This window comes from Pseudomonas sp. SAR267 (genome assembly GCF_052077595.1).
GTDB classification, from domain to species: domain Bacteria; phylum Pseudomonadota; class Gammaproteobacteria; order Pseudomonadales; family Pseudomonadaceae; genus Aquipseudomonas; species Aquipseudomonas vlassakiae.
The window spans coordinates 2,004,277-2,018,093 of sequence record NZ_JBQIHU010000001.1; the positions used below are offsets into that span (position 1 = coordinate 2,004,277).

Consider the following 13,817-nt stretch of genomic DNA (forward strand, 5'->3'; position numbering starts at 1 on the left):
CCGGCATGAAGGGCTCTACCCCCCGCCTTTCAGGCCCGCGAGGTTCACCGACGTTGATTTTGAAGCTCCTTGATCTAACGTCTCGATTGGCCGCTGCGTCTTGCAGCGGCCTTTTTTATTTCTGCAGGTTGGCCATCATCTGTTGCAACGCCTGCAGGTTGTCCTGCGGGTGCACTGCCCCTTCGAAATCACCAATCTGCGCCCAGTGTTCCGCGACCTGCTCCGGGGTGATCCCCTGCTCGGGATTGAAACCGACCCCGAGGCTACGCTCCCAGCGCACCTTGCCCACCCAGCCACCGCCCACCTCGAACAATTCGCCGCTGTCCTGGCACTGCTCGCTGCTCAGGTAGACCACCAAAGGGCTGATCAACTCCGGCCTGAGCCGCTCGAACACCCGTGGGGGTATCAGCCCTTCGGTCATGCGCGTGCCACCGGTAGGGGCGATGGCGTTGACCAGCACGCCATGCTTGCGCCCTTCGATGGCCAGGGTGCGGGTCAAACCATACAGCCCCAGTTTGGCCATGCCGTAGTTGGCCTGGCCGAAGTTGCCGTAGATGCCCGAGGTTGAAGCAGTGAAGATTACCCGCCCCCAGTTCTGCTCACGCAGGTGTGGCCAGGCAGCCCGGGTGACCTTGTAGGCGCCTTCGACGTGGACCTTGTAGACCAGATCCCAATCGCTGTCGTCCATTTTGTGGAAGGCCTTGTCGCGCAGGATGCCGGCGTTGTTCACCAGCACATCGACCCTGCCGAAACTGTCCAGCGCTTGTTCGACGATGCGCGCACCGTCGCCCACCGAATCGTGGTTGGCCACCGCAGTGCCCCCGGCAGCGCGGATTTCGGCCACGACCTTGTCGGCGGCCGACGCATTGGCACCTTCTCCATGGGTCGAGCCGCCCAGGTCATTGACCACGACCCTGGCGCCACGTGCGGCAAACAGCAAGGCATGGGCACGGCCCAGGCCGCCACCGGCTCCGGTGACGATCACTACACGGTCTTGCAGACGTACCGGCTCGCTCATGCTCAAGGCTCCAGGTCAGGTTGAATGCATCGATTGTCCGCCCGCCCAGGCAAGCGAACAATCAAGCTCACCCTGGCTGAATGCCGGGCGATAACGGCAGGCGATGATCGCGGCTCAGGACCAGGCGACTTTCTGCGGTAAATAGCTCAGCAGCTGTTCGCGAAAGGCCAGGTAATGGCGCAGCACCTGCGCCGGCGCTTCGGTGTGCGGGTAGTGGCCGATGCCTTGCAGTTGCACGATATCGGGGTGCGGCACCAGCTGCCGATAGCGCTCGACCATCTGCGCACCGGACAAAGGGTCGGCAATGCCGTTTATGAACCGCAACGGCACACCACTGCGCTGCAAAGCCCCGACCCAGCGCTCGCGGTGCTGCCTTCGCTCAGGCTGGTAACCCACCAGCTTGTGCAGGATGCGCGTACCGTTGCGGCTGGCGATCAGGCTCCAGCAATCGTCCAGCGCGCTTTCACTTGGGTGGGTGCACGGGCCGTAGATCTGGATGACGTTGCGCACCAGATCGTCGCGCCCGAACGAACGCCCCACCAGCCAGCCCAGGCGACTGAGCAGCAGCTTCTGGATTCTTGGGATCTGACAGCTTTCCGGGAACAACCCACTGTTGAGGAACACGCAACTGGCGATATCGGCACGCTGTTCGTGGTGGCGCGACAGCAGTTCCTGAGCGACGCTGCCACCGTAGTCATGCGCCAGCAGATGAATCGGCTGGTGAATATCCAGATGGCTCAGCAACGCCTGCTGCAGGTCTGCTTGCTCGATCAGGCTGTAGCGGTGGTTGAGCGGCTTGGCAGAATCGCCGAAGCCGAGCATGTCGCAGGCAATCACCCGGAAGCGCTGGGTCAGCGGCGCCCATAGGTAATGCCAATCCCAACTTGCGGTGGGAAATCCGTGCAAAAGAAGCAGGGGCTCTCCTTGCCCTGCGGTCCAGTAGCGGATGCTCTGGCCCCGGAACGAAAAATCCTGCCCCCGGGTACGCCAGACGCGCAATGGAATCTCGGCCATAGGCATCAGAATTGTCCCGGTGGAGGGGTGATGACGGGATAGGGCAAGGCTGCGGTCATTGCATTCACCTCGGCACTTTCATGTGCTCTCTATATCGAGGCCGAGTGTAATCACCGGTCCATCATGTGAAAATTGCGTTAACAGCCAGCTTGATGACCGAGCGAGTCAGTGGCACGTACGGTCATAGCAGCATCGCCAGCAATGGCGCGGCGAACAGGTTGAGCAGGCCGGTGAGGACCATGACCAGGCCGGCCACCGAACCCTCTTCACAGCCCACTTCGCGAGCCCGGCTGACCCCCGCACCATGCGCGCCCACACCGAACAGCGCGCCACGCGCCAGAGGCGTACGCAATGGCAGCCAGCGCAGCAGCAGGCCGCCGAACATCGCACCCAGCACCCCGGTGAACATCACGAATACCGCCGTCAGTTCTGGCACGCCACCCAGGTCATGGGCCAGCGGCATGGCAAATGGCGTGGTGATTGAACGCGGCACCAACGACAGGCTGATCGCATCATCCAGCGCCAGCAAGTGCGCCAGGCTCCAGGAACTGGCGATCGACGCCGCGCTGCCGGCCACCATACCCATCAACAGCGCAGGCCAATGACGCGCCAGCATCGCCCGCTGTTGCCAGATCGGCACGGCAAAGGCCACGGTCACCGGGCCCAGCACGCTCATCAGCCAATGGGTGTTGCGCGAATACTCGGCGTAGGCCGTGTGCAGTGGCACAGCCACCGCCAACAGCAATGCCGGGACCAGAATCAGGGGCGACATCAGGTAGCGTCCGGTGCGCCGATAAAGCCAGCGGCTGGCCAGGTAGGCGACCAAGGTCAGCACCAGCCAGAACAGCGGCATGGGTTCAAGGCTCACGGCGCAGCCTCCAGCGGCAGACCGCTTCCACGGTGACGGCGGTCACCACCATGACCATCAGGGTGCTCACGGCGATGACCAGCAAAATACGCCAGCCTTCGCTTTGCACCAGGCTGCCGTAATCGAGCAGGCTCATGAGTGCCGGGATGAAAAACAGCAGCATTTCCGCCATCAGCCAGCCAGCGCCCATTTGCAAGGTGGCCGGCTTGAGCACACCAAAGGCAAACAGCAGCAACAGCAGGCCAAGGCCCATTACTCCGCCCGGAATCGGCCAACTCAGCCAGGCGGCCAGTTGGCCACCGAACAGGAACAGGGCAAGCAGCACCGCCAGCTCGGCGAGCAGGCGCAGCGTTTTCTTCAGTAATGCGGGTTTCATGGGTGAACGTTCCTCGACAGGCCCTCATTTTAAGATTCGTCTGCCTAGGCCAAAAGCGAATTGTTAGACTGGCAGCCATTCCACAATGGAATCGCGATCATGGAATTCAAACAGCTACGCAGCTTCATCGAAGTCATCCATCGCGGCGGCTTTACCCAAGCCGCGCAGACCTTGCACATCAGCCAGTCAGCCGTGAGCAAGCAAGTCGCCCAGCTGGAGCAAGATGTGGGCCAGCCGCTGCTTGAGCGCCAAGCCTCGCAACTGCATCTGACGGCAGCCGGGCGCATCGTGCTAGAGCGCGGCGAAGCGCTGTTGCGCCAGCGTCAGGAGCTGCTCAGTGAGCTGGACGACCTCAGCCACATGGCGCGCGGCGAGTTGCGCCTGGGCTTGCCGATGCTGGGCAGCGATACCTTGTTCGCCGGGTTGTTCGCCGAATACCGCAGGCGCCATCCGAACATCGCCATTCAGCTACTTGAGGGCGGCAGCCGTAGCGTCGAACAGGCAGTCAAGAGTGGCGAACTGGAGCTGGGCGGCAGCCTCACCCCGAGCGACCCGGCGTTCGGATACCAGCCGTTCTGCAATGAACCGTTGGATGTCCTGTTGCCGGCCGGGCATGGGCTTGCCGGGCTGGGCCCGTTGAGCTTGAAGCAGTTGGCGGATACGCCGTTTCTGCTGTACCAACGCAGCTTCGTGCTCAACGACCGCTTGCTCAAGGCTTGTCAGCAGCAAGGCTTCACCCCGAAGGAAGGTGGCCGCAGCGGCCAGGCGGATTTCCTCGTGGCGCTGGTCGCGGCCGGCCAGGGCGTGGTGCTGCTGCCCCGTGTGGTGGCAAAAGCGCTGGAGCGCCCCGGGGTGGTGCGCGTGCCGCTCGAGGCGCCGACCGATCTACGCTGGGATATCGCCTTCATCTGGCGGCGTGGAGCCTACCTGTCGCGTGCAGCACAGGCCTGGCTCACATTGTTGCGGGAGGAAACGCCTCAGGCTTTCAGCGCTTGAACAAGCGCTGCCAGCCAAGGCTCGGCATCAGTCTCTGGGGTCACGGTCTCGCTGGCATCGAGCTTCAGCATCGGCAGCACTTCCCTTACCCCCAGTTCGGCAAATAGCTCACGCATCTGCTCGCCACCGCCGCAATAGGTATCGCCATAGCTCGAATCGCCCAGGGCAATCACCGCGCCCGGCAGCCCACGCCAGGCCGCAGGCAGGGTGTCGCGAATGCTGCTGAAAAGCGGCATCAGGTTATCTGGCAGTTCTCCCATGCCGGTGGTCGAAGTCACCGCGAGCAACGCTTGAGGGCCAAAGCCCTCAAGATCCTGCTGGGTAGCACGGGCAGCATGCCAGGCGTCAAGGCCAGCAGCCTTGAGCAACGACTCGGCATGGCGGGCGACTTCTTCGGCGGTGCCGTACACCGAACCGGAAATAATGGCGACTTTCATCAGGAAGAGGATTCCGAAACTGAGTTAAAACGTAGGATACTAGCATTCGGCGCCAGCAAAAGGCCGCCTCCACCCCAGTCCCCTTCATTGCCCCAATGGTCCGGACATGATCAACGCGCAGCTGCTGCAATCGATGGTCGACGCATCCAACGACGGGATCGTGGTCGCCGAACAGGAAGGCGACGACACCATCCTGATCTACGTGAATGCGGCCTTCGAACGCCTGACCGGCTACAGCCGGGATGAAATCCTCTATCAGGATTGCCGCTTCCTGCAGGCCGATGATCGCGATCAACTGGGCCGCGCACGCATCCGCAAGGCCTTGGCCGAAGGCCGTCCCTGCCGTGAAATACTGCGCAACTACCGCAAGGATGGCAGTGCATTCTGGAACGAGTTGTCGATCACCCCAGTGAGGCACGCTGGCGACCAGCGCACCTATTTCATCGGTATCCAGAAGGACGTCAGCCGGCAAGTCGAACTCGAGCGCGAACTGGCCGAAATGCACGCTCGTCGGAATGCCGACGAACGCGCCTGAACCAAGCGCTGTGAACACGGTCAATTGCCGTTGAAGAAATCGTCATCATCGAGTTCGATCATGCAAGCAGAAGCGCTCCTGACCCAGGACGAACTGGACTTTATCCAGGACATGCAGCATTTCCCGCAATTGAACCTGGCCGACTCGATGTCGAGCCTGCTGGTCAATGGTGACCGCCACATCCAGTCACTGCTCGCCCGCTTGGTGGCCAATGAGCAGGTGACCCTGCAGGCGCAGTTCAACAACCAGCAGATCAGCTTCCCGCTGCAACTGGTGGAAGACGAGTTCCATGCCGTTCACTTGCAGATCGGCTCACCGGAAATCTACGAAGACGACGGCCCCACGCTGCGCCCCTGGCGCCTGACGATGGATCAGCCCAGCGCCCTGCTGGATGCCCAGGGCAAGGCCAGTGGTCTGCTGGTCAGGGACATTTCGTTCAAGGGTGCGTTGCTCGAGTTGCGTGGCCCGGCCAAAGCCCCATCGCGTTTCGATCTGCATTTCGCCCCGGCTGGCATCAGCCCGATCAGCCTGCATGGCAGGCTGCGCCGAAGCATCGGCCCGGACCTGGCCGCCTACGACCTCAGCCGCAGCCCGGCTGAAGAAATCGACCGACTGCGTGAGTACATCTTGCAGGCCCATCGCCAGGCCCATCCAGAACTGCACGATCAGGTATCGAGCTGACCAGCCAGATACTGTTGCAAGCGACGCCGCATCAGCTCACTTTGCGCACCGAGGCATGCAACCGGGCTGCCCGCCAGGCTGTCCTGAGCACTCTCGGACACCTCACCGGCAAGCAGCAATGGGCATTCCAGGCCTGCTGCCAGACGCCGCAGGCGCTTGTTCAATTCGACGGTCGGCGCGTGGTTGGCGAACAGCACCAGCGCATCCGGCCGCAGGCGCTCACAGACCAGCGGTAGTTCTTCCAGCGCCTGGCCGGGCATGAGCAGGCTCACGCCGATGTCCTCGCAGCCCAGCAGCAAGCCGGTCACCAGCAGTTCCAGTTCGTGGCACAGCCCGGGAAGGGGAGCCAGCAGCACATGGCGCGCACGCCGCCGACGGGAGAGCTGCAAACGGGAGAACACCCGGCCACGCAGGAACTGGTCGAGGAACAGCCACTCGCTGGCCTGGCCGAACGCCCCTTGCCCTGCGCCAAGATCATGCCAGACCGGCAAGAACACCTCGCTGAACACTTGGTCCTGAGCGATTGCCGCGAACACCTGATCGAACAGCGTATCCAGGCCTGACGCGTCGAAGCGATTCACCGCCTGGCGTATCTGAGCCTGCCACTGAGCCCTGCTGTCAGGCGATACCACGGCCTGGGCGACGGCCTGGCCGCGCGCGAGAATGCCGCCGACCTTGCTGACCGCCACGCCACGTTCGAGCCAACCCAGGATGCTCCGGACCTGTTCGATATCTGCCTGGGAATACAGCCGGTGACCGCTGTCGGTGCGTGTCGGCTGGATCAGCCCATAACGGCGCTCCCAGGCACGCAGGGTCACGGTGTTGACGCCGGTCAGGCGGGAAACCTCACGAATGGGGAACAGGTCCTGGTGTTGCAGGCCTGCCTCGATAGCCGAGCTACGTCCCTGTTTGTTCATCTGCACTGGAGTGACCTGTGTGCGGAAGTTGGGCGGCAATTGTACTACGACATCATGTGCTGCAAACCAGCAATCGTTTGCGATCAGTCGACAAAGGCAGCCTGTCACCACGATGCCGCCGCGTGCCCGATTATTGCATGGAGATTGACGTTGCCCACCACCCCGGGCCACGCAGTCAGGAGCCGGCTACCCGCCAGCCCCGTCGCCAGGAGATACACGATGTCTACCCCACCCGTCACCCTGATGGTATCGCGCCGCGCCGCCCATGGCCGCTACCAGGACCTGCTGGCCTGGCTGCACGAAGGCGAGCAGCTGGCCACCGACTTCCCCGGCTACCTCGGCTCGGGCATCCTCGCGCCGCCCCGCCACAGCGACGAATTCCAGATCATTTTCCGCTTCAGCGACGAGCCCACCCTGCACGCCTGGGAGCATTCCGCCTCGCGCCGGGCCTGGCTCGCCCGGGGCAACGGCCTGTTCGAGCGCCCCAAAGAGAGGCGCGTCAGCGGCATTGACGACTGGTTTGGCACCAATATGGTGCAAAAACCACCTCGCTGGAAGCAGGCCGTGGCCATCTGGCTGGCCTTTTTCCCGGTCTCGCTGCTGTTCAATGCCCTGTTCGGGCATTGGCTCGCTACGTTCGAGCTGGTACCCCGGGTGATGCTCAGCACGCTGGCGCTGACACCCGTCATGGTCTATTTCTTCATCCCGTTGTCCACCCGCCTGCTGGCCAACTGGCTGCACGCCACGCCAACCGCCAGCCCGGCGCTGCGCAGCCGCTGAGCAGAGGTCATACAAGAGGTGACAGTTCGGGTATGCTGGGCGGCAACGACAGGACAGACAAGTTGACCGCCCGCACATGAACAGCCCTATTCTCGTCACCGGCGCCAGCCAGCGCGTCGGGCTGGCCCTGGCCCTTGAGCTGGCTCAAGCCGGCCATACGGTGGTCAGTGCCAGCCGCAGCCTCCAGGCGCAGTCCGCGCACCCGAACATCGTGCAGTTCCAGGCCGACCTCTGCCTCAGAGCCGACCGTGAAGCGTTGATCGACCACCTGCAGCGCAACTATGACGGCCTGCGTGCAATCATTCACAACGCCTCGCTGTGGCTCGACGATGGCCTCGACAACCTCGAGACCATGTTCCATCTGCACGTCGAAGCGCCGTATCACCTCAACCTGGCGCTCGGCGAGTTGCTGAACAAGGTCGACAAGGCCGATATCATCCACATCTGCGACGAAACCTCCTCACGCGGCAGCAAAGGCCACATCGGCTACGCCGCGACCAAGGCCGCGCTGCAGAACATGGTGTTGTCGTTTGCCGAAAAATACGCGCCCAAGGTGCACGTCAACGGTATCTTGCCGGGCCTGCTGATCCTCAAGGAAGGCGGAGACGAGGCCTACCGCCAGCAGACCCTGAAAAAGGCCCTGCTGGAATTCGAACCCGGCGCCGGACCACTGATCGAGACAGTGAAATACTTGCTCGCCAGCCAGTACAGCACCGGCAGCCAAGTGGTCATCAACGGTGGCCGCCACCTGAAGAACCGCATGATCTGAGAGACTGACATGACTGAGCAACAACAGCTCGAACTCGAAGCCGCCGCGTTCCGGCGCCTGGTCGAACACCTGCAAAAACGCACCGACGTACAGAACATCGACCTGATGAACCTTTCCGGCTTCTGCCGCAACTGCCTGTCAAAGTGGTACAAGGCCGCCGCTGACGAGCGCCAGGTCGACATCAGCCTGGATGATGCCCGGGAAGCGGTGTACGGCATGCCCTACGCCGAGTGGAAAGCCCAATATCAGAAAGAAGCCAGCGCCGAGCAGCAAGCGGCGTTTGAACAAGGAAAACCTCGTGACTGATCTGAACACCCTGCGCACCAGCCTGGCCAGCGGCCAACACGCCTTCGCCGATACCTTGGCCTTCATTGCTGGCAACTACAGCTACCAGCCTCAGGCATTCAACAACGGTGGCGTGGAAAATGCTGCCGGGCAGAACGAAGGCTCGTGCAAGACCCTCGGCCTGGCCCTGCTGGAAGGCTTGAGCGACCAGGAAGCGCTGTTGGCCTTCGGCGAGCACTACCGTGACGTGCTGGCCACGCCTGAGGGCAGTGACCATGGCAATATCCGTGCACTGATCAAGCATGGGCTGGCCGGCGTGAAGTTCGCCGAGCTGCCTCTCTCGCGCAACGCTTGAAAATGCCGGGGCCGCTTCGCAGCCCTTTCGCGACACAAGGCCGCTCCCACAAGGATATGCAATTCTTCTGTGGGAGCGGCCTTGTGTCGCGAGAGGGCCGCAAGGCGGCCCCAGAATTTCAACTGATCATTATCCCTGGCACTTCATCTGCCAGCCCGCCCTTCTGCAACCAATGCAGCGCAATCGGCCACAGGCTCTCGCGAAACCGATCATGGAAGAATGCGAAGTGGCCAATCTCATCGACCGAGATATCCACAGGCGCAATCCGCAAATGCCGCCGCTGCGACGCAGGCAGATACCCCAGCAAACGCTCGGTCGCCGCCACCGTGCCAAACGGATCGTCGGTCAGGCTGATGGCCAAGGTCGCGGCCTTTACTTGAGCGAAGGGCAACGCTGCCAGACCGAGCCCGCTCGGGCGCTGTTCGTAGCGCGGTGTGCGAGTGGTCCAGTCATGCACCACGCCGGCGGGCGTATCCTCAAGCCAACCCAGGCGTTTGCCGGGAAAATAGCCAAAGGCACGGGTCAGCAACGGCATCACCACATGCCATTTCCCAAACAGCCGCCAGCGCTGATTGGCAGCGTAATCGCGCCAGTAGGCGAACTGCGCACCGACCATCACCACCCGCCGTACCTGCCCGGCCGACGGCGCCAGGCCGACGGCGCAACCACCAAAACTGTGGCCCACCACGTCCACCGGCTGCCCGGGAAAATGCGTGGCGGCATGCGCCAGCATGGCTTCGAAATCCAGCCGGCCCCAATCGCTCCACGATGCCTGGAAGCCGCGCAGGGTATGCGGGCGTGATTCGCCGATCCCACGATAGTCGTAGGTCAGTACATCGCAGCCTTGGGCGAACAGGTAGTCGGCAAAACGCGAGTAATAGCGGCAGCGTACCGAAGTGGCCGCGTTGATGATCACCAGCGGGCGCGTGGCGTCGGGGTGGGCGTGACGCCAGCAGAAGCCGCCGAGGCTATAGCCGTCGGCCGTGGCCTGGCGAAAGGCGGTGGCGGGTTGGGTGAGGCTGCTCATGGCGCACTTCCTGTTGTTGTGCGCCAAAACTAGCAAAAATTTTCTGGGCTGTACTGGCCCTTTCGCGGGCAAGCCCGCTCCCACAGAAGTATCGCCATGCCTGAGGCTAGTGGAGAACCTGTGGGAGCGGGCTTGCCCGCGAAGAGGCCGGTACAGGCCTGCAGCGTTTACAGCTCGATGCAGTCGAACTTCACATCGGTCGCCACGTCTTCGTCGTAGTTGACGTCAGCGCGCTCGAAGCCGAACAGGTTGAGGAACTGCTTCTTGTAACCGGCGTAGTCGGTCAGTTCGAACAGGTTCTCGGTGGTGACCTGTGGCCACATGGCCTTGCAGGCGTCCTGTACGTCGTCGCGCAGTTCCCAGTCGTCCAGGCGCAGGCGGGCTTTCTCGTCGACCTCGGCCGGGGCGCCATCGGCGCGGTACATGCGATCACGGAACATGCGGTCCAGTTGGTCCTGGGTGCCTTCATGCACGCCCTTTTCCTGCATGATCTTGAACACCATCGACAGGTACAGCGGCATCACCGGGATGGCCGAGCTGGCCTGGGTGACCACCGACTTCAGCACGGCCACATTGGCGCCGCCCTTCACTTCAGCGGCCAGCTTCCTGTCCAGGCGCAGTGCGGTTTCGTCCAGGTCCTGCTTGGCCTGGCCCAAGGCGCCGTGCCAGTAGATCGGCCAGGTGATTTCGGTGCCGATGTAGCTGAAGGCCACAGTGCGCGCGCCTTCGGCCAGCACGTCAGCGCCGGCCAGGGCGTCGATCCACAGTTGCCAGTCCTGGCCGCCCATGACGGTCACGGTGTCGGCGATTTCCTGCTCGGTGGCCGGCTCGATGCTGGCCTCGATGATGGTGTCCTTGTTGGTGTCGATGGCAGTCGACTTGTACGGCTGGCCGATCGGCTTCAATGCCGAACGCACCAGTTCGCCGGTGTGCGGCAGCTTGCGCACGGGCGAAGCCAGCGAATAGATGACCAGGTCGACCTTGCCACCCATTTCGTTCTTGATCAGCTCGATGACTTTGGCACGGGCTTCATCGGAGAAGGCGTCGCCATTGATCGACTTGCTGTACAGGCCCTCGGCCTTGGCGAACTTGTCGAAGGCGGCGGCGTTGTACCAGCCGGCGGTACCGGCCTTGGTCTCGGTACCTGGCTTTTCGAAGAACACGCCCAGGGTGTCGGCCTTGAAACCGAAGGCCGCGGTGATGCGGGCTGCCAGGCCGTAGCCGCTGGAAGCACCGATGACCAGGACCTTCTTCGGGCCATCCTCGCGCACGCCCAGCTTGCGGGTGGCTTCGATCTGGTCACGGACGTTGAGCTCGCAGCCCTTCGGGTGAGTCGTGGTGCAGATGAAACCGCGAACCTTAGGATGAATGATGGCCAATGTCTGTACCTCGTCAGTGTATGCCGGGGAATCGCCATAGGGGCGATTCCGTTTGATCAGAGGGTGAGACTACCCCCGCAGGTTATCCGACACATATTACGGGCTGATCAGGGGGATGCAAAACCGCGGATCGTCTGCACCCTCATTGATTGGCTTTTCACATCAATCACAAAGAAAAACAAACTTAACAAATCAACCAAAGCGGCAGATGCTGGCAGCACTACGCCCATTGCCCGGAGAACAACAACATGAACGACGTGGTCATCGTCGCCGCAACCCGTACCGCCATCGGCAGCTTCCAGGGTGCCCTGGCCAATGTGCCGGCCGTCGACCTCGGTGCAGCAGTGATCAAGCAGCTGCTGGAGCAGACCCGGCTGGACCCGGCCCAGGTCGATGAAGTGATCCTCGGCCAGGTGCTTACCGCCGGTGCCGGGCAGAACCCGGCGCGCCAGGCCGCGATCAAGGCCGGCCTGCCCTACAGCGTGCCGGCGCTGACTCTGAACAAGGTCTGCGGCTCGGGCCTCAAGGCACTGCACCTGGCCGCTCAGGCAATCCGTTGCGGTGACGCCGAGGTGGTGATTGCCGGCGGCCAGGAGAACATGAGCCTGGCCCCGTACGTAATGCCATCGGCACGCACCGGCCAGCGCATGGGCCATGGCCAGTTGATCGACAGCATGATCAGCGACGGCCTGTGGGATGCCTTCAATGACTACCACATGGGCATCACCGCCGAGAACCTGGTGGAAAAATATGGCCTGAGCCGTGAGCAGCAGGACGCCTTCGCCGCCGAGTCGCAACGCAAGGCCGTGGCGGCGATCGAAGCAGGCCGCTTCAAGGACGAGATCACGCCGATCGTGATGCCGCAGAAAAAAGGCGAGCCGAAAGTCTTCGACCGTGACGAACAACCCCGTCCGGACACCACTGCCGATTCGCTGGCCAAGCTGCGCCCGGCCTTCAAGAAGGACGGCAGCGTCACCGCTGGCAACGCGTCCAGCCTCAACGACGGCGCCGCCGCGGTGCTGATGATGAGCGCCAGCAAGGCCCAGGCCCTGGGGCTGCCGGTACTGGCGACGATTGCCAGTTATGCCAGCGCGGGCGTGGACCCGGCGATCATGGGCATAGGCCCGGTGTCGGCGACCCAGCGCTGCCTGGACAAGGCAGGCTGGCAGCTGGCCGACCTTGACCTGATCGAAGCCAACGAAGCCTTTGCCGCGCAGGCGCTGGCGGTGGGCAAGGCGCTGGAGTGGGATGCGAGCAAGGTCAACGTCAACGGCGGGGCGATTGCCCTGGGCCATCCGATCGGTGCGTCGGGGTGTCGGGTGCTGGTGACCTTGCTGCACGAAATGATCAAGCGTGATGCCAAGAAGGGGCTGGCCACCCTGTGCATTGGTGGTGGCCAGGGTGTCGCACTGGCGATCGAACGTTGATCAGGCAGAAGCGCGCAACTCGGTGGCAGCCGCCTCATTGATAGCCCTGGCCAGCAGCGCAACTTCCTGACACTTCTGCACGGCCTGGTCCACCGGGCTGTGCAGCAACGAACAGTCTGTCGCCACCCACAGCCGCTCACCCAGGCGGTCGTGGGCATCGCGCAGCAGGTCCAAGGTCTTCTCCTGGTCGCAAGGCGAGACGTTGCCGGCGTCGACCAGGCCGAGTGACAGCACCTTGTAGGCCGGAAGCCGGTCAAGAAGGGTCTGGTACTGGTCGGGGGCCTGCACCAGGTCGATGTGCAGGCCATCGACCGGCAGGTTGACGGCCAGGCCAAGGTTGCCTTCCAGCCCACCAAAGTAAGTGGCGATCAGCTTCTTCAGCGGCGCACGCTGAAGGATGTTGTAAACGCGTTCAAAAGCGTTCTTCCAATCCTGCGGCAGCTCCTGCGAAAGGATCGGCTCATCGATCTGCACCCATTCCGCCCCCAGGGCAGCCAGGCGGTTCAGGCCCTGGTCATACAGCGGCAGCAGGTGTTCCAGCTCGTCGAGGATGGCGCTGTCCTGGCTGGCCTGCCACAGGTAGGTCAACGGGCCGATGACCACCGGTTTGACTGCATGGCCCAAAGCCTTGGCTTCTGTCACTTCGTCGAACAGTTGCTCCCAGCCTTGGGCAAACGGCTGATCGCACCAGGCGAAGTCGCCGACTGGCAGCAGCTCGATGCCGGCGTCTTTCTGCACTTGCCAGTGGCGGGCACGCAACTCGCGGTCACTGCCAAAGCGTGGAAAGCCCAGGTTGTGCGCCAGTGCCATGTCTTGTCCCTCAGAGTTCGAAAAAGAGTGCCTAAATGAATAAGGGAATTTTCCAGTCAGCACACGCCTGAGACAAACTCATAAAATTTGAGATGAACTCAAGAAATACTCATGATACCGACCAACCTGAATGTCTTGTTCAG

At 62.6% G+C, this 13,817-nt stretch carries 17 protein-coding genes; 8 read left to right on the forward strand and 9 right to left on the reverse strand.

Translation table 11 applies throughout. The features are described 5' to 3' along the window. Positions 1-115: 115 nt before the first annotated feature. From ACTORR_RS09665 to ACTORR_RS09680, 4 genes are all read right to left on the reverse strand, one after another. Entirely contained in the window at positions 116-1,018 is a 903-nt protein-coding gene (locus ACTORR_RS09665; protein WP_313365148.1) for an SDR family oxidoreductase, read from the reverse strand. 114 nt (positions 1,019-1,132) lie between these two features. Beyond that, a complete protein-coding gene (locus ACTORR_RS09670; protein WP_054884715.1) occupies positions 1,133-2,038 on the reverse strand; it encodes an alpha/beta fold hydrolase in 906 nt (301 codons plus the stop codon). Positions 2,039-2,213: 175 nt separating this feature from the next. Next, the gene (locus ACTORR_RS09675) at positions 2,214-2,900 is read right to left on the reverse strand and encodes an LrgB family protein (RefSeq protein ID WP_054884716.1); all 687 of its coding nucleotides are present in this window, start codon (positions 2,898-2,900) and stop codon (positions 2,214-2,216) included. Beyond that, entirely contained in the window at positions 2,890-3,276 is a 387-nt protein-coding gene (locus ACTORR_RS09680; RefSeq protein ID WP_099815669.1) for a CidA/LrgA family protein, read from the reverse strand. Before ACTORR_RS09680 ends, ACTORR_RS09675 begins: the two co-directional genes overlap by 11 nt. Positions 3,277-3,375: 99 nt before the next feature. Here ACTORR_RS09680 and ACTORR_RS09685 point away from each other — a divergent pair, with 99 nt between their 5' ends. Beyond that, entirely contained in the window at positions 3,376-4,272 is an 897-nt protein-coding gene (locus ACTORR_RS09685) for a LysR family transcriptional regulator (protein WP_054884718.1), read from the forward strand. Here the strand turns inward: ACTORR_RS09685 and ACTORR_RS09690 are convergent. Then, a complete protein-coding gene (locus ACTORR_RS09690; RefSeq protein WP_054884719.1) occupies positions 4,254-4,709 on the reverse strand; it encodes a flavodoxin in 456 nt (151 codons plus the stop codon). The two genes, ACTORR_RS09685 and ACTORR_RS09690, sit on opposite strands and share 19 nt — an antisense overlap. A 106-nt stretch (positions 4,710-4,815) precedes the next feature. Here ACTORR_RS09690 and ACTORR_RS09695 point away from each other — a divergent pair, with 106 nt between their 5' ends. Together ACTORR_RS09695 and ACTORR_RS09700 are read left to right on the forward strand one after the other, a co-directional pair. Further along, complete coding sequence (locus ACTORR_RS09695) at positions 4,816-5,244, forward strand: PAS domain S-box protein (RefSeq protein WP_054884720.1); 429 nt, start codon at positions 4,816-4,818, stop codon at positions 5,242-5,244. Between the two features lie 60 nt (positions 5,245-5,304). Next, positions 5,305-5,925, forward strand: a complete 621-nt coding sequence (locus tag ACTORR_RS09700) for a hypothetical protein (RefSeq protein WP_313365149.1) — start codon at positions 5,305-5,307, stop codon at positions 5,923-5,925. Here ACTORR_RS09700 and ACTORR_RS09705 read toward each other — a convergent pair. Beyond that, positions 5,910-6,842, reverse strand: coding sequence for a MerR family transcriptional regulator (locus ACTORR_RS09705; RefSeq protein ID WP_262108674.1), 933 nt, complete (start codon positions 6,840-6,842; stop codon positions 5,910-5,912). The two genes, ACTORR_RS09700 and ACTORR_RS09705, sit on opposite strands and share 16 nt — an antisense overlap. A gap of 219 nt (positions 6,843-7,061) precedes the next feature. Here ACTORR_RS09705 and ACTORR_RS09710 point away from each other — a divergent pair, with 219 nt between their 5' ends. The 4 genes from ACTORR_RS09710 (at position 7,062) to ACTORR_RS09725 (ending at position 9,031) form a co-directional block, all read left to right on the forward strand. Beyond that, positions 7,062-7,622 (forward strand): hypothetical protein, encoded by a 561-nt coding sequence (locus tag ACTORR_RS09710; protein ID WP_054884722.1) that lies wholly within the window; start codon positions 7,062-7,064, stop codon positions 7,620-7,622. Positions 7,623-7,698: 76 nt separating this feature from the next. Continuing rightward, positions 7,699-8,391 carry a dihydromonapterin reductase gene (folM, locus tag ACTORR_RS09715; protein WP_054884723.1) on the forward strand — a complete coding sequence of 231 codons (693 nt, stop codon included), beginning with the start codon at positions 7,699-7,701 and terminating at the stop codon, positions 8,389-8,391. 9 nt (positions 8,392-8,400) lie between these two features. Then, the gene (locus ACTORR_RS09720; RefSeq protein WP_054884724.1) at positions 8,401-8,697 is read left to right on the forward strand and encodes a DUF1244 domain-containing protein; all 297 of its coding nucleotides are present in this window, start codon (positions 8,401-8,403) and stop codon (positions 8,695-8,697) included. Beyond that, positions 8,690-9,031, forward strand: a complete 342-nt coding sequence (locus ACTORR_RS09725; RefSeq protein WP_178075589.1) for a HopJ type III effector protein — start codon at positions 8,690-8,692, stop codon at positions 9,029-9,031. The genes ACTORR_RS09720 and ACTORR_RS09725 overlap by 8 nt, the downstream gene beginning before the upstream one ends. Positions 9,032-9,149: 118 nt before the next feature. Here ACTORR_RS09725 and ACTORR_RS09730 read toward each other — a convergent pair whose 3' ends face one another. After that, entirely contained in the window at positions 9,150-10,058 is a 909-nt protein-coding gene (locus ACTORR_RS09730) for an alpha/beta hydrolase family protein (RefSeq protein ID WP_313365710.1), read from the reverse strand. Between the two features lie 167 nt (positions 10,059-10,225). Beyond that, the gene (gene fabV / locus ACTORR_RS09735) at positions 10,226-11,437 is read right to left on the reverse strand and encodes an enoyl-ACP reductase FabV (RefSeq protein ID WP_054887226.1); all 1,212 of its coding nucleotides are present in this window, start codon (positions 11,435-11,437) and stop codon (positions 10,226-10,228) included. A 248-nt stretch (positions 11,438-11,685) separates the two neighbouring features. Here fabV and ACTORR_RS09740 point away from each other — a divergent pair, with 248 nt between their 5' ends. Continuing rightward, a complete protein-coding gene (locus ACTORR_RS09740; protein WP_313365711.1) occupies positions 11,686-12,864 on the forward strand; it encodes an acetyl-CoA C-acetyltransferase in 1,179 nt (392 codons plus the stop codon). On the opposite strand, the gene ACTORR_RS09745 is transcribed toward ACTORR_RS09740, so the two are convergent. Beyond that, the gene (locus tag ACTORR_RS09745) at positions 12,865-13,674 is read right to left on the reverse strand and encodes a 5-methyltetrahydropteroyltriglutamate--homocysteine methyltransferase (RefSeq protein WP_099815676.1); all 810 of its coding nucleotides are present in this window, start codon (positions 13,672-13,674) and stop codon (positions 12,865-12,867) included. Positions 13,675-13,817 lie beyond the last annotated feature (143 nt).